The sequence below is a fragment of the Variovorax sp. CF079 genome (assembly GCF_900101545.1).
Classification (GTDB): Bacteria; Pseudomonadota; Gammaproteobacteria; order Burkholderiales; family Burkholderiaceae_C; genus Variovorax.
On sequence record NZ_FMZU01000011.1, the window covers coordinates 57,110 to 76,743 of the forward strand.

19 protein-coding genes are annotated in these 19,634 nt (G+C 66.4%); 6 read left to right on the top strand and 13 right to left on the bottom strand.

Annotated elements, in window-relative coordinates; genetic code table 11:
• Positions 1–6 precede the first annotated feature (6 nt).
• The 5 genes from BLS74_RS16065 (at position 7) to BLS74_RS16085 (ending at position 4,764) form a co-directional block, all read left to right on the top strand.
• Positions 7–1,080, top strand: coding sequence for an HlyD family secretion protein (locus tag BLS74_RS16065; protein ID WP_093107958.1), 1,074 nt, complete (start codon positions 7–9; stop codon positions 1,078–1,080).
• Positions 1,081–1,105: 25 nt separating this feature from the next.
• Entirely contained in the window at positions 1,106–1,744 is a 639-nt protein-coding gene (locus tag BLS74_RS16070; protein WP_093107960.1) for a TetR/AcrR family transcriptional regulator C-terminal domain-containing protein, read from the top strand.
• The gene (locus tag BLS74_RS16075) at positions 1,725–2,744 is read left to right on the top strand and encodes a TetR/AcrR family transcriptional regulator C-terminal domain-containing protein (protein ID WP_170855617.1); all 1,020 of its coding nucleotides are present in this window, start codon (positions 1,725–1,727) and stop codon (positions 2,742–2,744) included. Before BLS74_RS16070 ends, BLS74_RS16075 begins: the two co-directional genes overlap by 20 nt.
• 139 nt (positions 2,745–2,883) lie before the next feature.
• Positions 2,884–3,363: a carboxymuconolactone decarboxylase family protein gene (locus BLS74_RS16080; RefSeq protein ID WP_093107964.1), complete on the top strand. Its 480-nt coding sequence runs from the start codon at positions 2,884–2,886 to the stop codon at positions 3,361–3,363.
• A 36-nt stretch (positions 3,364–3,399) separates the two neighbouring features.
• The gene (locus tag BLS74_RS16085) at positions 3,400–4,764 is read left to right on the top strand and encodes a cytochrome b (RefSeq protein WP_093107966.1); all 1,365 of its coding nucleotides are present in this window, start codon (positions 3,400–3,402) and stop codon (positions 4,762–4,764) included.
• A 95-nt stretch (positions 4,765–4,859) separates the two neighbouring features.
• On the opposite strand, the gene BLS74_RS34400 is transcribed toward BLS74_RS16085, so the two are convergent.
• Positions 4,860–5,021, bottom strand: coding sequence for a hypothetical protein (locus BLS74_RS34400; protein WP_170855618.1), 162 nt, complete (start codon positions 5,019–5,021; stop codon positions 4,860–4,862).
• A gap of 322 nt (positions 5,022–5,343) precedes the next feature.
• On the opposite strand from BLS74_RS34400, the gene BLS74_RS16090 reads away from it, so the two are divergent.
• On the top strand, positions 5,344–5,703 hold the full coding sequence (locus BLS74_RS16090) for a PH domain-containing protein (protein ID WP_348272428.1): 360 nt from the start codon (positions 5,344–5,346) through the stop codon (positions 5,701–5,703).
• Positions 5,704–5,738: 35 nt separating this feature from the next.
• Here the strand turns inward: BLS74_RS16090 and BLS74_RS16095 are convergent, their stop codons facing one another.
• The 12 genes from BLS74_RS16095 to BLS74_RS16150 all read right to left on the bottom strand — a co-directional run bounded on the left by BLS74_RS16095 (position 5,739) and on the right by BLS74_RS16150 (position 19,631).
• Positions 5,739–6,074 carry a cupin domain-containing protein gene (locus BLS74_RS16095; protein WP_093107970.1) on the bottom strand — a complete coding sequence of 112 codons (336 nt, stop codon included), beginning with the start codon at positions 6,072–6,074 and terminating at the stop codon, positions 5,739–5,741.
• Positions 6,075–6,116: 42 nt separating this feature from the next.
• A complete protein-coding gene (locus tag BLS74_RS16100; RefSeq protein ID WP_093107972.1) occupies positions 6,117–6,959 on the bottom strand; it encodes an ATP adenylyltransferase family protein in 843 nt (280 codons plus the stop codon).
• A 46-nt stretch (positions 6,960–7,005) separates the two neighbouring features.
• On the bottom strand, positions 7,006–8,370 hold the full coding sequence (locus BLS74_RS16105) for a sigma-54-dependent transcriptional regulator (protein WP_093107974.1): 1,365 nt from the start codon (positions 8,368–8,370) through the stop codon (positions 7,006–7,008).
• Positions 8,371–8,377: 7 nt separating this feature from the next.
• Positions 8,378–10,201 carry a sensor histidine kinase gene (locus BLS74_RS16110; RefSeq protein WP_093107976.1) on the bottom strand — a complete coding sequence of 608 codons (1,824 nt, stop codon included), beginning with the start codon at positions 10,199–10,201 and terminating at the stop codon, positions 8,378–8,380.
• Between the two features lie 91 nt (positions 10,202–10,292).
• Complete coding sequence (locus BLS74_RS16115) at positions 10,293–11,288, bottom strand: cytochrome d ubiquinol oxidase subunit II (RefSeq protein ID WP_093107978.1); 996 nt, start codon at positions 11,286–11,288, stop codon at positions 10,293–10,295.
• On the bottom strand, positions 11,285–12,703 hold the full coding sequence (locus tag BLS74_RS16120; RefSeq protein ID WP_093107980.1) for a cytochrome ubiquinol oxidase subunit I: 1,419 nt from the start codon (positions 12,701–12,703) through the stop codon (positions 11,285–11,287). Before BLS74_RS16120 ends, BLS74_RS16115 begins: the two co-directional genes overlap by 4 nt.
• A 46-nt stretch (positions 12,704–12,749) precedes the next feature.
• A complete protein-coding gene (locus BLS74_RS16125) occupies positions 12,750–13,403 on the bottom strand; it encodes a DUF6781 family protein (protein ID WP_093107982.1) in 654 nt (217 codons plus the stop codon).
• A 10-nt stretch (positions 13,404–13,413) separates the two neighbouring features.
• The gene (phbB, locus tag BLS74_RS16130; RefSeq protein WP_093107984.1) at positions 13,414–14,166 is read right to left on the bottom strand and encodes an acetoacetyl-CoA reductase; all 753 of its coding nucleotides are present in this window, start codon (positions 14,164–14,166) and stop codon (positions 13,414–13,416) included.
• Positions 14,167–14,206: 40 nt separating this feature from the next.
• Complete coding sequence (locus tag BLS74_RS16135) at positions 14,207–15,391, bottom strand: acetyl-CoA C-acetyltransferase (protein ID WP_093107986.1); 1,185 nt, start codon at positions 15,389–15,391, stop codon at positions 14,207–14,209.
• A gap of 48 nt (positions 15,392–15,439) precedes the next feature.
• Entirely contained in the window at positions 15,440–16,909 is a 1,470-nt protein-coding gene (phaC, locus tag BLS74_RS16140; RefSeq protein WP_093107988.1) for a PHA/PHB synthase family protein, read from the bottom strand.
• A 12-nt stretch (positions 16,910–16,921) separates the two neighbouring features.
• On the bottom strand, positions 16,922–18,256 hold the full coding sequence (locus BLS74_RS16145) for an NAD(P)/FAD-dependent oxidoreductase (protein ID WP_093107990.1): 1,335 nt from the start codon (positions 18,254–18,256) through the stop codon (positions 16,922–16,924).
• Positions 18,257–18,287: 31 nt separating this feature from the next.
• Positions 18,288–19,631: a dicarboxylate/amino acid:cation symporter gene (locus tag BLS74_RS16150; protein ID WP_093107992.1), complete on the bottom strand. Its 1,344-nt coding sequence runs from the start codon at positions 19,629–19,631 to the stop codon at positions 18,288–18,290.
• Positions 19,632–19,634: the final 3 nt, after the last annotated feature.

A 19,634-nucleotide genomic window follows, 5' to 3' on the forward strand; every position in this document is an offset into this window, starting at 1 on the left:
ACTGCCATGGCATTACCGAAGACAGCCAAGATCATCAGTGCCGCACTGCTGCTCGCAGTGTTGATCGGCGGCGCGCTCTATCTCAATCGCCCCGCATCCAGCGCATCCACCCAGTCCACGGACGATGCCTACGTGCAAGCAGACTTCACAACCGTGGCGCCCCAGGTGTCGGGAACGGTGGACAAGGTCTTGATCGAAGACAACCAACCCGTCAAGACAGGCGACTTGCTCGCCACCATCGACGACCGTGATTTCGTGGTTGCCGTAAACGCAGCGAAGGCCCAGGTCGAAGGCGCCCTGGCCACGATCGCCGGCCTGCAGGCGCGCTTGATCCTGCAGGAAACCGCGATCCGCCAGGCACAGGCAGCTGTGGAGGCCAACGAAGCCTCGTTCAGGCTGGCCAAGACGAACCAGGCGCGCTATCGCAACCTGGCCGCGGATGGATCAGGAACCGTGCAGGCGTTGCAACAGGCCGAAGCGCAGTTGAGCATCCAGTTGGCCGCGCGAGAGAAGGACCTGGCGGGACTGCAGGCCGCCCGTCAGCAGATCGGCGTTCTCAGGGCCGATCTGGAGAAGGCCAAGGCGGCTCTTTCCCAGTCGCAGTCTGCGCAAGCCGCCGCAGAACTCAGGCTTTCCTATACGCGCATCACTGCACCGGTCGACGGGACCATCGGGCAGAGATCGGTGCGCGTCGGGGCCTTCGTGAGTGCGGGCAAACCATTGCTGGCCATCGTTCCGCTCGACGCCGTCTACGTCGCCGCCAACTTCCGCGAAACGCAACTGGCGCGCGTGGAGGCTGGCCACGCCGTGGACATCGAAGTGGATGCCTTGCCGGGCGAGCTGCTGAAAGGCGTGGTGGAAAGCCTGGGCCCGGCCAGCGGCGTCAGCTACTCCGCCGTTGCGCCCCACAACGCCACGGGCAACTTCACGAAGATCGTGCAGCGGCTTCCTGTCCGCATCCGCATCGATCCGGACCAGTCCGCCGCGGCGAAGCTGAGAGTAGGCATGTCCGTAACGCCGAAGATCTACATCGGTCAACGGCGCGGTCCAGCTCCAGCATGGACAGGACCCAACCTCTGACCCCCAACCCGAAAGGAGCGCCTCCATGTCCATGGTTCAGCAAGCGGCCGCCGCGAACCGGCGATACACCATCCTGAGTGAGGTGGCTGATGCCCTTCGGGCCGCGGACAGCGGCATCAGGAGCATAGAGGCGGTCATCGCCACGACCGATCTCAGTTCCCAGGAGGTCGCCGACGCGTTCGGCAGCAATCACGGCCTCGTCATCGCCCTGGCGGAGATGCTCGCAGCCTCGATGCTGGAGCCGCTCGAGGGTTTCACGACGGCGGCGTCTTTCCGGCAGAAGCTCCTTGCTTTTGGCCATCGAGTCACCAATGAGCACTCGGTCTCGCAGCTGAAAAGTCTCTATCGAATCGCGCTCACGGAAGTCATCCGGAACACCGGGATCGGCCGCGAGTTCTACAAGCACGGCCCGGGCTCGTTGACGGCCGGATTGGCTCGCTTCTTCAAGGCTGCCCAAACGGCCGGCATCGTCCTGGAAGACGACTGCGACGCTCTGGCAAGTCACTTCCTGGCGCTGCTCAGAGCCAGCTTCGATCTTTCCGACACTTTCCTTTCCGATGTGTCGAAAGAATTGTCATACGAACAGGGCGATGTCTCGCACATCGTGGACCTGTTCTGTGCCGGCATTCACACAGGAGCCAAAAATGCACACGCTGCTCTCTAGGACGGTCAGGGCCTTGGGGTCGAACTGGGATCCCGTTCCGCGCGGAACCACCGATGGTCGTTCGCACGTCCCCGGCGTCCCGGACGAACTGGCCATCGAGATAGACGCCGACGGTTCGCCGATCACGGTTCATGAAGGCCATTGGTTCGTCTGCTTCGTTCCGGGACTACAACGGCAATGGTGGCATCGCTTCGCCAATGCCAAGCACAAGCACGTCTTCGCGATGCGCCTTGTCGACGACGACACATGGCTTCTTATGGAACCGTGGTGGACACGGATGATGGTCAACGTCCTGACGCTCGACGAAGCCATCAAGTTCCTGCGCTGGGGCGCTGTCGGCAACATTCTCAAGGTGCGCGAGGCGATCCCGGGGCGAGGCAGCCAGGCGCGCGGCTGGTCGAACTGCGCGGTGCTGATTTCCTTTCTGCTCGGCCGGTCGTACTGGACGTGGACACCCGATGGACTCTATCGGCGGCTCAAGGCCGAAGCCGAAGCGGAGCCGATCGAGCTGACGCAATTCCTGTGCGACCACTTCCAGGCCGTGGCGAACAGGATTGCCGACAAGACCTTGAAGCTGCTCCCAAGGCGAAACGAGGAGCCGCTCGATGAAGTGCTGCTGGGTCTTGGAACCGCCGTCATGACCGCCATGATGTCCTCATCGGCCATCAGCCTGTACAAGGCGGCCGTGTCCGATTCCGAGCGATTCAAGGATGCCGCGGCCGCCTACTGGACATTCGGTCCCAAGCGGGCGATGGATCGCATCTGCGAAGTTCTGGAGGATGCAAAGCGCCGCGGTGAAATCAAGGTCGACGATTGCGCACTATCCGCGCGCCGGTTCGTGGCGATGCTCCGGGGGGACCTGCTGTTGGAGGTCGTCTTCGGCTTGCGAGCTTCGCCCAATCCGGTGGAGATTCACGTCCATGCGATGTCCGTCGTGGCCATGTTTCTGCGCGGAGCTTGTCCGGCTGGCCGCTTGCAGCTTGTGCGTGTCGGGACCTAGCCGATTGGTGCGCGCTGCACAACACGGCGCGGCCCTTCATGGATCTACCGCACTCGAACGTCCAAACCTACGATTTGTTCTCCATCGCGGTCTTCGCAAACGGGTTCCTCAGCCGCACTGAGGTCTGAGGATCATCACCATGACGCAACGTGTCAACTACGTCCAGCAATCGCCTGAGCTCTTCAAGAAGCTGGTCGAGTTCAATCAACTCGTGGATGGCGGCGCCATCGAGCAGTCGATCCGCGACCTTGTCGCGATCCGTGCATCGCAGCTGAACGGCTGCGCGTACTGCCTCGACATGCACATCAAGCAGGCCAAGATCCACGGTGAGCGCGAACTGCGCCTGCACCATCTCGCCGCCTGGCGTGAGTCGACCCTGTTCATTCCGCGCGAGCGCGCCGCGCTCGCATGGACCGAGATCCTGACCCGGCTCCCCGAGCAGGGTGTGCCCGACGACATCTACGACCGCGTGCGCACGCAGCTGTCCGAGAAGGAGCTTTCGGATCTGAGCTTCAGCGTGATGGTCATCAACGCCTGGAACCGCGTGAACGTCGCTTTCCGGACCGTGCCCGGATCGTCCGACAAGGCGTTCGGCCTCGACAAGGCCAAGCTCGCCTGAGCGCTCTGAAGGCGGCCCGCTCGGAGCGTCGCGCAAATGATCGGCAAGGCACTGCTCCAGTGGGTAGACCAGCGGTTTCCCGCCAGTCGCCTGTGGAACGAGCAGTGGGGAAGCTACTACGCGCCCAAGAACCTGAACTTCTGGTACTTGTTCGGCGCATTCGCGCTGCTGACGCTCGTCATCCAGATCGTGACCGGAATCTTCCTGGTCATGCACTACAAGCCGGACGCGGCGTTGGCCTTTGCCTCCGTCGAATACATCATGCGGGACGTGCCCTGGGGCTGGCTCATCCGCTACATGCATTCGACCGGGGCCAGCGCGTTCTTCATCGTCGTGTACCTGCACATGTTCCGCGGCCTCATGTACGGCAGTTACCGCAGGCCGCGGGAGCTGGTCTGGATCTTCGGCTCCTGCATCTTCCTTTGCCTGATGGCCGAGGCCTTCTTGGGCTACCTGCTGCCGTGGGGTCAGATGAGCTACTGGGGCGCGCAGGTGATCATCAACCTCTTCGCCGCCATCCCGTTCGTCGGGCCGGATCTTGCGCTGCTGATCCGTGGCGACTACGTCGTGGGAGACGCCACGCTCAACCGTTTCTTCAGCTTCCACGTGATCGCCGTGCCGCTTGCGCTGATTGGCCTTATCGCGGCGCACCTGATGGCACTGCACGAGGTCGGCTCGAGCAATCCGGACGGCATCGAGATCAAGGCGCATCTCGGCGCCGACGGCCATCCTTTGGATGGGATCCCCTCACATCCCTACCACACGACGCACGGACTCTGGGGTGCCTGCATATTCCTCTCGTGCTTCTGCTCCGTCGTGTTCTTCGCGCCGGAGGCCGGCGGCTACTTTCTCGAGCATGCCAACTTCATCCCGGCCGATTCGCTCAAGACCCCTCCGCACATCGCCCCTGTCTGGTACTTCACTCCCTTCTACTCGATGCTGCGCGCGACGACGGATTCGATGGTCAACCTCCTGTGCGTGATCATTGGCATCGCCGCGGCTGCCGGACTCGTCAAGGGGCGCATGGGTCGTCTCGCCAAGGCGCTTCTCCTGGTCACGGCAGTCATGGCGATCTCTCTCCTCAAGACCTTGGATGCCAAGTTCTGGGGCGTTGTCGTGATGGGCAGCTCGGTGTCCATCTTGTTCTTCCTCCCATGGCTCGATCACGCCCCTGTCAAGTCGCTACGCTATCGACCGGCCTGGCACAAGTACGTATATGGCGTCTTCGTCGCGTCTTTTCTCGCCCTCGGCTACTTCGGCTCGAAGGCTCCTTCGACGGTCGGCAACTACGCTTCACAGGTGGGAACCATCGTCTACTTCGGCTTCTTCCTGACGATGCCGTGGTGGAGCCGTCTGGGGCGCAGCAAGGCTGTCCCTGAGCGGGTCGTGTACACGCATTGACTTCATGCGAACTCGGTGATCCAGCAATGCCTGCCCGAATGCCGCGCAGGTGACCGGATCGTCCTATCCATGAACCTGAACGACGACGTCACAGTTCATGAGTTGGCGTTGTTTGCAGATAGGTTCGCGGTTCGCGCTGGGGTGGACATTGGCACCAGCTGCTGGCCGAGTTCGCGGGCGAGTCGGCGCAGGGATCGTTGTTTGGTCTGGAGAACCTTGGCTTCGTAATGCTGCAGGCCTTGCTCGACGTAGTGCATGCCCTTGACCATCACGCGCCAGAACAGAGCGGCGAGCTTGCGTGCCAGCGCGATGTTCGCGACCAGGCCGCCGCGATATTACGGAATGCGCGATCGAATCGACGGCCGATTCTTTGGATGACCACGATTCGTTGTTCTTCTTGAGTAGGATCGCGAAGCGTGCATCAGACTCGACCGTCTGCGTAGAGGGTGGCTCCGCGGCGGTGCGCCCCACCCACTACATTACCCACGCGCTGCGCCCCGCGCAGCTTTTTAGAGACCGGCGACGGTCGCGTGCATTGAACGAGTTTGGAAGGAAGCAACCTTGGGACTACTTGATGGAATGCTTGGCAACGCAGCCAAGATCGACCCTGCAAAGATTCAGCAGGAGTTCAGCCAGATCCTGGCGAAGGGGGAAGTGGTCGAGCACGCCTACCAGCTCATCCGCGATTACTTCGTGTTCACCGACAAGCGCTTCGTCCTGGTCGACAAACAAGGCATCACGGGAAGCAAGGTCGAATACCACTCCATTCCCTACAAGAGCATCACGCACTTCAGCGTCGAGACCGCCGGTACCTTCGATCTCGATGCCGAGCTCAAGATATGGATCTCGGGGACGGCCGCTCCGATCCAGAAGCAGTTCAACAAGAAGCTCAGCATCTACGAGGTACAGAGCGTGCTTGCGAGCTACGTGCTCAGGTGAGCTGAGCCTCGCGGGACGCGGCGCCACGCTCCGACTCAGTCGGTGCGGCTGGCCGGCAGCACGATGGTCATCAGCAGCCTGGTGTCTTCCAGCGCATGCAAGCCGTGCGGCACGCCGCCGGCGAGGTACATCACCTGATCGGCCTCGAGCAGCTTCACGTTGCCGTCGAACTGCACCTCGACCCTTCCGCGCATGCACTGCAAGGTCATCGACGTCGAGACGGCGTGCGACGGGACCTGCTTGCCGGCCGGCAGCACCAGCCACATGATCTCGATGTCGCCGGCCTTCAGGAGTGCACAGGTCTCCGCCGCCTGCACGTCGAGCGCGCCGAGGTTCACGACCTGACCGGATGATGCGTGGGGGAGTGCCATGCGGGGCAGTTTGGCAAGGTAGGCTTACGTTGTCCAGATGGGTCATGCGTCGTGAGGCACGTCCTGCGGCATCGCCACCGCGCTCAGCACCTGCATTGGTCCCACTGCGTGGACGCGGTCCAGTTCCTCTTGCGAACGCAAGAACAATGAGCCAGCGAAGCCGAGCCCGTTCACGGAGATCGATTCGAAGCATGCGCGCGAACGCGGCACGACGAGCATCCAGCCTCGGCGAATCAGCAGGTTGTAAGGTGCCGACTGAACTTCGCCCTCTTCGGCGGCGACAGCGGAAATGCCGCACCGATGAAGCAACTCGCGATAGAGGGCATGCAACTCGGGAGCCGTCGCTTGCGGCGCCAGACGTGCGAACGCATGCCTGAACGGCAGCGGCGAACCGCTGCCCAGCACCCGCTCCATCGGCACTTCGTCCGGGCTCTCGCGTGTAAGCGGGAGCGGCACAAGCTGCAGGTGCTTATGCCGCTGGCTGGCCCCGGCTTCGACGCCCCCGTTGTAGAAGCCGAGTCCATCGACCTCGCTCAGGCAAGCGATGAGCGCCGCGAAATCCTCAACGGTAAGGAGGCGCTCCTGGCGTTCGAAGCGGCGCGTGACGAGCAGCACATGGCCGGCGAGCAGTTGGAACTTGTTCAGCAGAATGTAGTGCGAAGGCGCGAGGTCGCCTACGAACAGAGAACGGTCGTAGTCGCCGAGTGGATCCGTGGCCGCCGCGACATGGCGCGCCTTGTCCTTGCGCGCGAGGCTCGACACCGTGCGCACGACGAACCGGACGCCATCGCTGTCGAGGAGGATGGTCTGCGTCTCGATCGGCTGCAGTGCACCGTCTGCCAGGGCGCGCCGCATTGCGTTTTGGACGACGGACAGGGAAAACATGCCGTCATTCTCGACCCGTTCCGGGCAACCGAGGCACGCCCAGACACTAAGACTTGAATTCTTCCGCCGTGATACCGAGCTTGCGCAGCTTGTCGTGCAGCGTCTGCCGCGCGATCGCCAGCGCGCTGGCGGTGGCCGGCTGGTCACCCTGGTGCTTGCGCAGCGCTTCGACGATCACCGCCCGTTCGAAGGACTCGACCTGCTGCGGCAGTCCGCGCGGCAAGGCGGGCATGCCTTCGGCGTTGCCGCGCGCCTGCGTCAGGCGCTCGCCCAGCAGGCCAAGCACGAAGCGGTCGGCCACGTTACGCAGCTCGCGCACGTTGCCGGGCCAGGCGTAGGCCATCAGGTCGGCCACCTGCGCGCCGCTCAGGATCGGCGCGACGCGCTCATAGCGCGCGGCCGCCAGCAGCGTGAAATGCTCGAACAGCAGAGGGATGTCCTCGCGCCGTTCGCGCAGCGGCGGCAGCTCGATGAAGGCAACGCCGAGCCGGTAGTACAGGTCGGCCCTGAACTTTTGCTGGTCGCTCATATCCTTGAGGTCGTCCTTGCTCGCGGCCACCACGCGGCAGTCAAAGGGAATGGCCTTGTTGGAGCCGATGCGCTCGATCGAGCGCTCCTGCAACGCACGCAGCAGCTTGATCTGCACCGCCATCGGCATGCTCTCGATCTCGTCGAGAAAAAGCGTGCCGCCGTTGGCGTATTCGAACTTGCCCACGCGCACGCGGTTGGCGCTGGTGAAGGCGCCGGCCTCGTGGCCGAACAACTCGCTCTCGGCCAGCGCCTCGGGCAGGCCGCCGCAGTTGAGCGGCACGAAATGTTGGCGCCGACGTTCGCTGTGCTCGTGCAGGCAGCGGGCGACGAGCTCCTTGCCGGTACCGGTTTCGCCGTAGATCAGCACGTCGGCCGAGGTCTCAGCCAAGGTCATCACGGTGCGGCGCACCTGCTGCATCTGCGCCGAGCGGCCGATCAGCACTGCCTGGATGCCGTGCCAGTTCTCCAGCGCATCACGCAGCGCGCGCACCTGCAGCGTGAGCTGCCGGCGCTCGATGGCGTGGCGCACGATGGCCACCAGCCGCTCGGAGCTGAAAGGCTTCTCGATGAAGTCGTAGGCGCCCTCGCGCATGGCCTGCACTGCCATCGCTATGTGGCCGTGGCCGGTGACCAGGATGACGGGAAGCTCGGCGTCGGCGTTGTGGAGTTCGAGCAGCCATTCGGTGCCGCTCAGGCCCGGCAGGCGCACGTCGCAGACCACGATGGCAGGCACGCCGAAACCGATCTGCGCGCGCGCGCGTTCGGCGCTCGCGAAGGATTCGACCTCGAAACCGGCCAGGGTCAGCACCTGGGTCGTGCTGATTCGGACGTCTTCGTCGTCCTCGACCAGCAGCACCCGGATGGCAGGGGCTTCACTCACTTTTTGATCACTCCTGTGGGGTGGGGGTAAGGATGGTGCGGATGGCGGCCGGCAGGTCGACGACGAAGCAGGCGCCGCCGTCCGGCAGGTTGGCGGCACGCAGCGTGCCGTCCATGGCCCGCACCAATTGTGCCGAGATCACGAGGCCCAGGCCCAGCCCGGTGCCCGCCGGTTTGCTGGTGACGAAGGGCTCGAACAGGCGCGGCAGGATGTCGGGCGGAATGCCCGGCCCGGTGTCGCTCACGCGCAGGATCACGCGGCCGTCCTGCGGTCGCGCTTCAAGGCGCAGCGTGCGCCGCGGCGATGCCTGCATGGCGTCGATGGCGTTGCGCATCAGGTTGACGAGCACGCTACCCAACGCGGCCTCTTCGGCCATGACGCTCAGGGTGGCGGGCTGCACATCGACCTCGATGACGATGCCGTTCTTCTTCGAGGCTTCGGCGACGATGACCTGCGCGTCGGCCGCGATCTGCGCCATCGGCACCGGCGCGAGCGGCAGCTCGCTCTTGTGCGCGAAGGTCTTGAGCTGCGAGGTCAGGCGCGCCAGGCGATCGACCATGCCGCGGATGCGCTGCAGGTTGCCGCGCACGTCGTCGAAGCGGCTCTTGTCGAGCAGGATGGCGGCGCTTTCCGAGAGGGTGCGCATCGCCGTGAGCGGCTGATTCAGCTCGTGCACCACGCCGGCCGACATCTGGCCCAGCGCCGCCATCTTGCCGGCATGCACCAGCTCGCCCTGAGCCGCGCGCAGCTGGGCGGTGCGCGCGACCACGGTCGACTCGAGGGAGTCGTGCGCCGCCTGCAGCGCGGCCTGGTTGGCCAGCTTCTGCCGCACGGCGCGGCGGCGCTGCCACAGCGTGACGGCGATCAGCAGCAGCACCGCCATCGCCAGGCTCGCTGTGATGGCCGCGTAACGTGCACCGACGCGCACCGGCGCCAGATCGTCGAGCACCACCAGCTGCCAAGGCGCCCCGCGCAGCGCGCGCGTCGAAGCGAGCTGATCCACGCCGTCGAGCGCGATGACCTGCACGTTGCGCGCCAGCGCCTCTTTCTGCGTCCACTGCAGCGGCTGCAGGCCCGCCTCGCCGTAGGGGCGCGAGCGCTGCACCTCGGCGCGCTGCGAAGCGTCGAGCGGCCACAGCGGCCGGAACTTCAGGTCCTCCCGGGTGGCGAGGATCACCACGCCGCGCTGGTCGATCAGCGCCACGTTGCCTGGCAGCATGCGCCAGGCGCGCTCGGACTCCTCGAGATTGACCTTGACGGCCACCACGCCGCGCGCGGGCTGGTCGTGGCGCAAGGCGTACGAGAGGTAGTAGCCGGGCTTGCGGCTGGTGATGCCGACGCCGTAGAAGCGGCCCCTGCCCTGCCCCAGCGCATCGATCACGTAGGGCCGGAACGACAGGTCCTGGCCGATGGTGGTGCCGGGCCGGTCCCAGTCGGAGGCCGCCAGCGAGGTGCCGGCGGCGTCGAGCACATAGAGCATCTCCGCCCCCGCGGTGGCGTTGACGCCGTCGAGGTAGCGGTTGACCGCGTCGCGCAGCCTCGAGTCCGACGGCGCGCCGAGCAGCGCCGGAACGATCGGCGTCATCTCCAGCAGCGCTGGCAGATACTCGAAACGGGCCAGGTCGGCATCGAGCCCGGTCGCGAGCATGTCGAGCCGGTGGTCGGCCGCCTCGCGCAGCCGCGCCAGGCCGTTCTGCATGGCGAGGTGATGGCCGGCGACGGCGGCCAGGGCCACCAGCGCCAGCGCGCCGCACCAGCGCGGCAGGCCGCGCCAGCGTCTTTGAGTGTCGGAAGGCAAGTCGAAGCGCCGGGCCGGCTCCCGTGAATTCATGAACCCGTTATTGCACAAGGCCGCGCGGGACGCATCAGTGGCTGCCCGGTGGCGCGTGTCACGGGTGGTTTCATTCAGGCCCAGTGTCTGCTCAGGCATAGCGCAGTTCGCCGGTCTTGCCGCGGAAGACCCGGTAGGAGAATACGGTGTAGCCCACGATGGCCGGCACCGAGATGCACACGCCCACCAGGATCACCTTGAGCGCCGGTGCGCTGCTCGCCGCCTGCCAGATCGTGAGCTGGCCGATCACCACGTAGGGATAGATGCTGTAGGCCAGCCCCAGGAAGCCGAGCACGAACACCATGACCAGCAGCACGAAAGGCAGCCAGCACACCGGCCCGCGCACCATGCGCGTGTTCAGCAGGCCGCGCACGGCGAGCAGCGCCGCGCCGGTCATGAGCGGAATGGCGGCCAGCGCCAGGATCTCGGGCAGCGCGAACCAGCGCTCGCGCACCTCGGGGCTGATCCAGGGCGTGGCCATCGAGATCAGCAGCATGCCGCCGACCATCGGCGCCCAGGCAGTGCGTGCCCATTGCACGGCGCGCTCCTGCAGCGCACCCTCGGTCTTCATGATGAGCCAGGCCGCGCCCATCAGCACGTAGGCCATCGGCAGCGCCACGGCGATGGCGGCGGCGAACAAGGGATAGTTCCAGCCGGATCCGAAGCCGCTGATGTAGCGCCCGAGCATCCAGCCCTGCGCCACCGAGGCCAGGGTGGAACCCGCGAAGAAGAGCCGGTCCCAGGTGCGCTTGTGGCTGTCGCGCGCCTTCACTCGGAAGTCGAAGGCCACGCCGCGCAAAGTGAGGCCGACGAGCATCAGCGCCACCGGCAGGTAGAGCTCGCCCAGCACCAGGCCGTGCGCCTTCGGGAAGGCAACCAGCAGGATGCCCACGCCCAGCACCAGCCAGGTCTCGTTGGCATCCCAGAACGGGCCGATGGAGGCGACCATCACATCCTTCTCGGCGTCGCTCGCACGGTGCATGAGCATGCCCACGCCAAGGTCGTAGCCGTCGCTGACCACGTAGACCAGCATCGACGCGCCCATCAGCACCATGAAGATCACCGGCAACGCGGCGTCGAAGCTCATGCGCGGCCTCCTTCGGCCATCGGCGCGGTGATCGCGGTGATCGCGCCCGGCGGCGTCGCGGCCCGCTCGACGGCCTCGGTCGCCAGCACCTCGTCGGGCTTCTCGGCCATGTACTTGAGCACCGCGACGTACGCCACGATGAGCGCGAGGTACAGCGCGATGTAGAGCGCGAGCGTGAGCCCGATCATCGCGGGCGGCACCTTCGACACCACGTCGGCCGTGCGCACCAGCCCGTAGACGATGTAGGGCTGGCGGCCGATCTCGGTGACGTACCAGCCCGCCACCGTGGCTATCCAGCCCGAGAAGGTCATCCCCGCGAACAGCCACAGCAGCGCGCGCGGCAGCAGCGCCGGTTGCCAGCGTGCGCGGCGGTACAGCCACCAGCCGAGCCAGCTGGTCGCGAGCATCAGCACGCCCATGCCGACCATGATGCGGAAGGCGAAGAACATCGGCAGCGGCGGCGGATGCGCGTCGGCAAAGTCGTTCAGGCCGCGGATCTCGCCGTCGGCCTCGTGCGTGAGGATCAGGCTCGCGCCATTCGGCACCGCGATCTCGAAGCGGTTCCTGCGCGCCTCGGCGTCGGGAATCGCGAACAGCAGCAGCGGCACGCCGCGCCCGGTCTCCCACACGCCTTCCATGGCAGCAATCTTGGCGGGCTGGTGCTTGAGCGTGTTGAGGCCGTGCATGTCGCCCACGACGATCTGCACCGGAATCAGCACCGCCGCCAGCGTGAGCCCTACCCGCATCACGCGCGCCGCGCTGCGCTGTCCCACGCCGCGCAGCACCTGCCAGGCCGACAGGCCGATCAGCAGGAACGCGCAGGTCAGCGCGGAGGCCAGCAGCATGTGCACGAAGCGGTACGGAAACGACGGGTTGAACACCACCGCCGGCCAGCTGGCGACATGGAATTCGCCGTTCACGACCTCGTGGCCCGCGGGCGTCTGCATCCACGAGTTGAGAGCAAGAATCCAGAAGGCCGACAGCGTGGTGCCGAAGGCCACCATGAAGGTCGACAGCAGGTGCACGCGCTCGCCGACCTTGCCATGGCCGAACAGCATGACGCCGAGAAAACCCGCCTCCAGGAAGAACGCGGTGAGCACCTCGTAGCCCAGCAGCGGCCCCGCCACGTTGCCGACGCGCTCCATGAAGCCCGGCCAGTTGGTGCCGAACTGGAAGCTCATGGTGATGCCGCTGACCACGCCGAGCGCGAAGGTCAGCGCGAACACCTTGGTCCAGAAGCGGTAGGCGTTGAGCCAGCCCTGCGCCAGCGGTGCATTGCCGCCGCCGCGCGTGCGCAGCCAGCGCCAGCGCAAGAACAGCAGCAGCCAGCCCAGTGCGATGCTGATCGTGGGGAACAGGATGTGGAAGGTGATGTTGGCCGCGAACTGCATGCGGGCGAGGATCAGGGCGTCCATCAGGTTCCTTTCGGGCCGGCGGCGGCGCGGCCGCCGCCGGCCTGGGTCATCGCTTCGCCGCCGCGCCCTGCTTCAAGGCTTCCGACATGCCGATGAGCACGCCGCTCACCAGCGCCGAGTAGCTGTCGATCAGCGCCTGCGAGGCGCGCAGGCCCATCGCGCGGCCATCGCGCAGGCTCTTCTGCGTGTCTTCCATGAGCTGCTCGAGCGCCGCCGTGGCGCGCGCGCCGGTGCCGGTGCCCTTGCCCTGCATCGCCCGGAAGACGCCGCTCCACGGACCGTCGGCCGGCGCCGCCTTGCGCACGCTGGCGAACAGCGTCTCCTCCATCTTCTCGATGTCGGCGAGCGCCTTCTTGAGCTGCGTCTCGCGCAGGCTCACGCCCTGGTCGACCAGCTGTTGCAGCGCGCGTTGATTGGCCAGCACGGCCTGCTCCAGCGCGCCGTCCATGCCGGCAAAGACCTTGCCGAGCAGGCCTTCCACATCGGGCGCGGGCAGCTTGCTGCCGGCCGCGCCGGCCGAGGCCGTCCTGGTGACCGTGCCCAGCACCTGCCGGATGTTCGCCAACGTGAGCTCGCGGCCCTGCAGCGCCTTGAGCGTGGCCTCGTGCACCGCCTTGCGAACGGTCTCGCCCTGCTTGGCGGAGGCCTCGGAGAACTTCTTGATCAGTGCGACCTGATCGATGCCGTGTTTGAGGATCATGGTCGTCTGTTCATTGCATGTGCTGACCGCCATTGATGGCGATGTTGGCACCGGTGACGAATGCCGCTTCTTCCGAGGCGAGGTAGATGATCAGGCCCGCCACTTCTTCGGGCTTGCCGAGGCGTCCCACGGGGATGTGCGGCAGGATCTTGCTGTCGAGCACTTCCTTCGGAATGGCCGTGACCATCTTGGTGCCGATGTAGCCCGGCGAGATGGTGTTCACGGTGACGCCCTTCTTCGCCACCTCGAGCGCCAGCGCCTTGGTGAATCCATGCACGCCGGCCTTGGCGGCCGAGTAGTTGGTCTGTCCGAACGCGCCCTTCGAGCCATTCACCGAGGACACGTTGATGATGCGGCCCCAGCCGCGGTCCACCATGCCGTCGGCCACCTGCTTGCTCATGTTGAACAGGCTGTCGAGGTTGGTGCGCAGTACCGCGTCCCAGTTGATGCGGTCCATCTTCTTGAAGGTCATGTCGCGCGTGATGCCGGCGTTGTTGACCAGCACGTCGACCGGGCCCAGCCGCGCCTGCACCTCCGACACGGCGCGCGCGCACGAGTCGAAGTCCGCCACGTCGCAGGGCACGGCCAGAATCTCATAGCCGCGCTGCGCCATCTGCGCCACCCACTCGGCGTGCGACTTGTTGCCCGGCGAATAGGTCACCGCGAGCTTGTAGCCTGCATCGACCATCTTGGTGGAGATCGTCTCGCCCAGGCCGCCCATGCCGCCGGTGACCAGGACCACTTGTTGCTGCTTCTCGCTCATCTGCTTTCTCCTTGGTACGTTGTGTGACTAAGAAAATCGGTCAGGCGCGCTCGACGGCCAGCGCCACGCCCATGCCGCCGCCGATGCACAGCGAGGCCAGGCCCTTGTTGGCGCCGCGGCGGCGCATCTCGTGCAGCAGCGTCACCAGCACGCGGCAGCCCGAGGCGCCGATGGGGTGGCCGATGGCGATGGCGCCGCCGTTGACGTTGATGCGGCTGGTGTCCCAGTCCATCTCGCGGTTGACCGCGCAGGCCTGCGCCGCGAAGGCTTCGTTGATCTCCATCAGGTCGAGGTCCTGCGCCTTCCAGCCGGCCTTCTTCAGCGCCAGCTGCGAAGCGGGCACCGGGCCCATGCCCATGAGCGACGGGTCCAGCCCTGCGCTCGCGTAGGCGCGGATCACCGCGAGCGGCTGCAGGCCGAGTGCGGCGGCGCGCGAGGCCGACATCACCAGCACCGCGGCCGCGCCGTCGTTCAGGCCCGAGGCATTGCCGGCCGTCACCGAGCCGGTCTTGTCGAAGGCCGGGCGCAGGCCGGCGAGCGCATCGGCGTTGGTCTTGCGGTTCACGAACTCGTCGGCCGCAAAGACGACGGGGTCGCCCTTCTTCTGCGCAATGCTGAAGGGCAGGATCTCGTCGTCGAAGCGCCCCGCGTCCTGCGCGGCCGCGGCCTTCTGCTGCGAGGCCAGCGCCAGCGCGTCCTGCATCTCGCGCGTGATGCCGTACTTCTTCGCCACGTTCTCGGCCGTGGTGCCCATGTGGTACTGGTTGTAGACGTCCCACAGGCCGTCCACGATCATGGTGTCGACCAGCTTCCAGTCGCCCATGCGCTGGCCGTTGCGCGAATTGGGCAGCACGTGCGGCGCAGCGCTCATGTTCTCCTGGCCGCCGGCCACCACGATCTCGGCGTCGCCGCACCTCACCGCCTGCGCCGCCAGCATCACGGCCTTCAGGCCCGAGCCGCAGACCTTGTTGATGGTGAGGCCCGGCACGCCGATCGGCAGCCCCGCCTTGATGACCGTCTGCCGCGCCGGGTTCTGGCCCGCACCGGCCGCGAGCACCTGGCCCATGATCACCTCGGACACAGCATCGCCCGGCACGCCGGTCTTGGCGAGCAGGCCCTTCACCACGTGCGCGCCAAGCTCGGGCGCGGCCGTACCGGCGAGCGAGCCGCCGAACTTGCCGACCGCCGTGCGTTGCGCGGCCACGATCACGATATCGTCTGACATGAGAGTCTCCTTGGGGGTTGATGCGAAGGGAATGACGACGGCCCGGCTTCAGGCCGCCTTGGCTTTGACATAGCGCCCGGGAGCGGGCTCGATCACGGGAAAATCCGCGCTGCCCAGCGCGCGGCGGGCGGCGACCTTCGCGCCGGCATGCACGGCGAGCCAGTCGCTCCACCCGGGCCACCAGCTGCCGTCAATGCTTTGCGCGCCGTCGAGCCAGGCGCCGGCGTCGGACGCGAGATCGCCGACCCAGTGGTTGCGCTTCTTCTTCGCGGGCGGGTTGATCACGCCCGCGATGTGGCCGCTGGCGCCGAGCACGAAGCGCGTGTCGCCGCCGAGCAGTTGCGTGCCGGCATAGGCGGTCTTCCACGGCACGATGTGGTCGTCGCGCGAGGCGTAGACGAAGGCCGGCGCATCGACGCGCGACAGGTCCACCGGCACGCCGCACTGCACCGTGCCGCCGGGGACGCGCAGCCTGTTCTCCAGGTAGGTGTTGCGCAGGTACCAGCAGTACATCGGCCCCGGCAGGTTGGTGTCGTCGCCGTTCCAGTACAGCAAGTCGAAAGCCGGCGGCGCCTTGCCTTTGAGGTAGCCGTTGACCACGTAGGGCCAGATCAGGTCGTTGGCGCGCAGCGCGGCGAACACGGTCGCAAGCTCACGGCCCTTGAGCAGGCCGCCGCGGCCGATGGTGGCTTCGCGCGCGGCCACCATGGCTTCATCCACCATCAGGCCCAGTTCTCCGGTGTCCGAGAAATCGAGCATCGCGGTCAGCAGCGTGACGCTGGCGGCCGGCGTTTCACCGCGCGCGGCGGCTACGGCGAGCGCGCTGCCCAGCAGCGTGCCGCCGATGCAGAAGCCCAGCGTGTTGACCTTGTCGGCACGGGCGATGCTCCGCGCGACATCGAGCGCCCGCAGCACGCCTTGCTCGACGTAGTCGTCCCAGCCCAGATGGCCCTGCTCGGCCGAGACATTGCGCCACGACACCAGGAAGACGGTGTGGCCCTGTTCGACCGCATAGGCAACCAGCGAGTTACCCGGCTGCAGGTCGAGGATGTAGAACTTGTTGATGCAAGGCGGCACGATGACCAGCGGGCGCTTGTGGACCTTCGCCGTGGACGGCGTGTACTGCACGAGCTGCATCAACTCGTTCTCGAACACCACGCTGCCGGGGCTGGTCGCGACGTTGCGGCCAACCTCGAAGGCCTGGTCGTCCGACATCGAGATGCGGCCCTTCGCCACGTCCGCCAGGAAGAGGCGCGCACCTTCGAGCAGGCTCGCGCCGCCGGAGTCGAGAGCGGCTTGCATCGCCTCGGGGTTGGTGGCGAGGCTGTTGGCCGGGTTCATGGCATCGACGACCTGCCGCAGCGCGAAGTCCATCTGTGCCTTGCCGCGCGCATCGAACGGCGCCGCCTCCAGCGCTTTGCGCATCAGCGCGCCGAACTGCGTGTGCCCCTGCGAAAGGCCCTGCTGCCAGGCTTGCAACCACGAGGTCGCATCGAGATCGGGTGAGGGTTGGGTCATGGCCGTGGCTGCTCAGTGGAGCTTGACGTGGGGTTCGGTGCGCCGCGTGATGAGGCGGGCGAGCGTGTCGAGCGAGACCTTGACGACGCCGTGCAGCGCCAGCTCGTGCATCTTGTAGAGCGACATGTACATGAGCCGCGCGAACAGCCCTTCGATCATCAGACTGCCGCCGATCAGGCCGCCCATCATGTTGCCCACGGTGCTGAACTCGCCGAGCGACACCAGCGAGCCGAAGTCGCGGTAGCGGTAGGGCTTGAGCGCCTTGCCGCCCAAGCGCCGGCGGATCTGCGCCGCGACGTGCGAGGCCTGCTGGTGCGCCGCCTGCGCGCGCGGCGGCACCAGGCCGCCCTTGCCGCCGTTGGCCTCGGGCCAGTCGCAGGCCGCGCAGTCGCCGATGGCGAAGATGTCGGCATCGCGCGTGGTCTGCAGGGTCGGCAGCACCGCAAGCTGGTTGCTGCGGTTGGTCTCCAGCCCCGCGATGTCCTTCATGAAATCGGCCGCCTTCACGCCCGCGGCCCACACCACCAGCTCGGCCGGCAGCGTGCGCCCGTCGGCCAGGCGCACGCTCTCTGGCAGCACCTCGGCCACCTTGGCGGAGGTGTGCACGTCCACGCCCAGCTCGCGCAGGAGCGCCTCGGTGGCGGCCGACATGCGCGGCGGCAGCGCGGGCAGCACGCGGTCGGCGGCCTCGATCACGCTGACCTGGATGTCCTTCTCGGCGTCCACGCGGTCCAGCCCGTAGGCGATGACCTCGCGCGTGGTGCGATGCAGCTCGGCCGCCAGCTCCACGCCGGTCGCGCCCGCGCCGATGATCGCCACGTGCAGCTGCTCGGGCCGCAGCGGCGTTGTCTGCGCATGCGCGCGGATGCAGGCGTTGACCATGCGCTGGTGAAAGCGCTGCGCATCCGCCTTCGATTCGAGCCGCAGCGCATGCTCGCGCACGCCGGGCGTGCCGAAGTCGTTGCTGAGGCTGCCGATGGCGACCACCAGTGTGTCGTAGCCGAAGGCGCGCGCCGGCGTGACCAGCCGGCCCTCGTCGTCCAGGTAGGGTGCGACATGCACCTCGCGCCGCTCGCGGTCGATGCCGGTGAGCTCGCCGAGCCGGAAGCGGAAGCGGTGCCAGTGCGCCTGCGCGAGGTAGTCCACTTCGTGTGCGCTCAGGTCCATGCTGCCCGCGGCGATCTCGTGAAGCTTGGGCTTCCACACGTGGGTGCGGTGCTTGTCGACCAGCGTGATGTCGGCCATGCCGCGCTTGCCCAGCGTATCGCCGAGACGCGTGGCCAGCTCCAGCCCACCGGCGCCGCCGCCCACGATGACGACTCGGTGCCTCTGCACGGGGTTGTTCATGGTTGGCTGCTCGTACAGGCGCGGGGGCGCTTCAGCGCGGCTGCGCGACGGGCATGTGGGTCTCGACCTGATCCAGCACGGCCTCGGGCGCGTCGGCCTCGGCCGGCGTCTCGTTGTCCAGGATGCGCTTCATGCGGGCGGCGTCCAGGTCGTTGGTCCACTTGGCGACCACCACCGTGGCGACGCCGTTGCCGATCAGGTTGGTCAGCGCGCGGGCTTCCGACATGAAACGGTCGATGCCCAGGATCAGCGCCAGGCCCGCCACCGGCACGTGCCCCACTGCCGACAGCGTGGCGGCCAGCACGATGAAGCCGCTGCCGGTCACGCCGGCCGCGCCCTTGGACGTCAGCAGCAGCACCAGCAGCAGCGTGATCTGCTGCGTCACGGTCATGTCGGTGTTGGTGGCCTGCGCGATGAACACGGCCGCCATCGTCAGGTAGATCGAGGTGCCGTCGAGGTTGAACGAGTAGCCGGTCGGGATGACCAGGCCGACCACCGACTTCTTGGCGCCCAGGTTCTCGAGCTTGGCCATCATGCGCGGCAGCACCGATTCGCTGGAGGAGGTGCCCAGCACGATCAGCAGCTCTTCCTTGATGTACTTGATGAACTTCCAGATGCTGAAGCCGTGCGCCCGCGCGATGCCGCCGAGAACGACGAAGATGAACAGCAGGCAAGTGGCGTAGAAGGTCGCCATCAGCTGGCCGAGCTGCAGCAGCGAGCCGACGCCGTACTTGCCGATCGTGAATGCCATCGCCCCGAAAGCGCCGATTGGCGCCACCTTCATGATGTAGCCGACGATGACGAACAGGACGTGGGAGAACTTCTCGATGAAGTCGAACACCAGCGTACCGCGACCGCCGAACTTGTGCAGCGCGAAGCCGAACATCACGGCGAACAGCAGCACCTGGAGGATCTCGCCCTTGGCGAACGCGTCGACCACCGTGCTCGGAATCACATGCAGCAGGAAGTCGACCGTGCCCTGCATCTGTCCAGGCGCTGTGTAGGCGGCGATCGCCTTGGTGTCGAGTTGGCTCACGTCGATGTTCATGCCGGCGCCGGGCCGCACGATGTTGATGATGACCAGCCCCACCACCAGCGCAATGGTGCTCACGATCTCGAAGTACAGCAGCGCCAGGCCGCCGGTCTTGCCGACCTTCTTCATGTCCTCCATGCCGGCGATGCCGACCACCACCGTGCAGAAGATGATCGGCGCGATGATCATCTTGATGAGCTTGATGAAACCGTCGCCCAGCGGCTTCATTGCCGCGCCGGTCTGCGGATAGAAATGGCCCAGCAGCACGCCGATGACGATCGCAGTGATGACCTGGAAGTACAGGGACTTGTAGAAGGGCTTGGATACGGGTTGGTGGTCCACGAA

What these genes read in the sequence shown, in the direction of transcription:
- BLS74_RS16065 (WP_093107958.1), top strand. Translation starts at nt 7, where the DNA reads ATGGCATTACCGAAGACAGCCAAGATCATCAGTGCCGCACTGCTGCTC.
- BLS74_RS16070 (WP_093107960.1), top strand. Translation starts at nt 1,106, where the DNA reads ATGTCCATGGTTCAGCAAGCGGCCGCCGCGAACCGGCGATACACCATC.
- BLS74_RS16075 (WP_170855617.1), top strand. Translation starts at nt 1,725, where the DNA reads ATGCACACGCTGCTCTCTAGGACGGTCAGGGCCTTGGGGTCGAACTGG.
- BLS74_RS16080 (WP_093107964.1), top strand. Translation starts at nt 2,884, where the DNA reads ATGACGCAACGTGTCAACTACGTCCAGCAATCGCCTGAGCTCTTCAAG.
- BLS74_RS16085 (WP_093107966.1), top strand. Translation starts at nt 3,400, where the DNA reads ATGATCGGCAAGGCACTGCTCCAGTGGGTAGACCAGCGGTTTCCCGCC.
- BLS74_RS34400 (WP_170855618.1), bottom strand. Translation starts at nt 5,021, where the DNA reads ATGCACTACGTCGAGCAAGGCCTGCAGCATTACGAAGCCAAGGTTCTC.
- BLS74_RS16090 (WP_348272428.1), top strand. Translation starts at nt 5,344, where the DNA reads ATGCTTGGCAACGCAGCCAAGATCGACCCTGCAAAGATTCAGCAGGAG.
- BLS74_RS16095 (WP_093107970.1), bottom strand. Translation starts at nt 6,074, where the DNA reads ATGGCACTCCCCCACGCATCATCCGGTCAGGTCGTGAACCTCGGCGCG.
- BLS74_RS16100 (WP_093107972.1), bottom strand. Translation starts at nt 6,959, where the DNA reads ATGTTTTCCCTGTCCGTCGTCCAAAACGCAATGCGGCGCGCCCTGGCA.
- BLS74_RS16110 (WP_093107976.1), bottom strand. Translation starts at nt 10,201, where the DNA reads ATGAATTCACGGGAGCCGGCCCGGCGCTTCGACTTGCCTTCCGACACT.
- BLS74_RS16115 (WP_093107978.1), bottom strand. Translation starts at nt 11,288, where the DNA reads ATGAGCTTCGACGCCGCGTTGCCGGTGATCTTCATGGTGCTGATGGGC.
- BLS74_RS16120 (WP_093107980.1), bottom strand. Translation starts at nt 12,703, where the DNA reads ATGGACGCCCTGATCCTCGCCCGCATGCAGTTCGCGGCCAACATCACC.
- BLS74_RS16125 (WP_093107982.1), bottom strand. Translation starts at nt 13,403, where the DNA reads ATGATCCTCAAACACGGCATCGATCAGGTCGCACTGATCAAGAAGTTC.
- phbB (WP_093107984.1), bottom strand. Translation starts at nt 14,166, where the DNA reads ATGAGCGAGAAGCAGCAACAAGTGGTCCTGGTCACCGGCGGCATGGGC.
- BLS74_RS16135 (WP_093107986.1), bottom strand. Translation starts at nt 15,391, where the DNA reads ATGTCAGACGATATCGTGATCGTGGCCGCGCAACGCACGGCGGTCGGC.
- phaC (WP_093107988.1), bottom strand. Translation starts at nt 16,909, where the DNA reads ATGACCCAACCCTCACCCGATCTCGATGCGACCTCGTGGTTGCAAGCC.
- BLS74_RS16145 (WP_093107990.1), bottom strand. Translation starts at nt 18,256, where the DNA reads ATGAACAACCCCGTGCAGAGGCACCGAGTCGTCATCGTGGGCGGCGGC.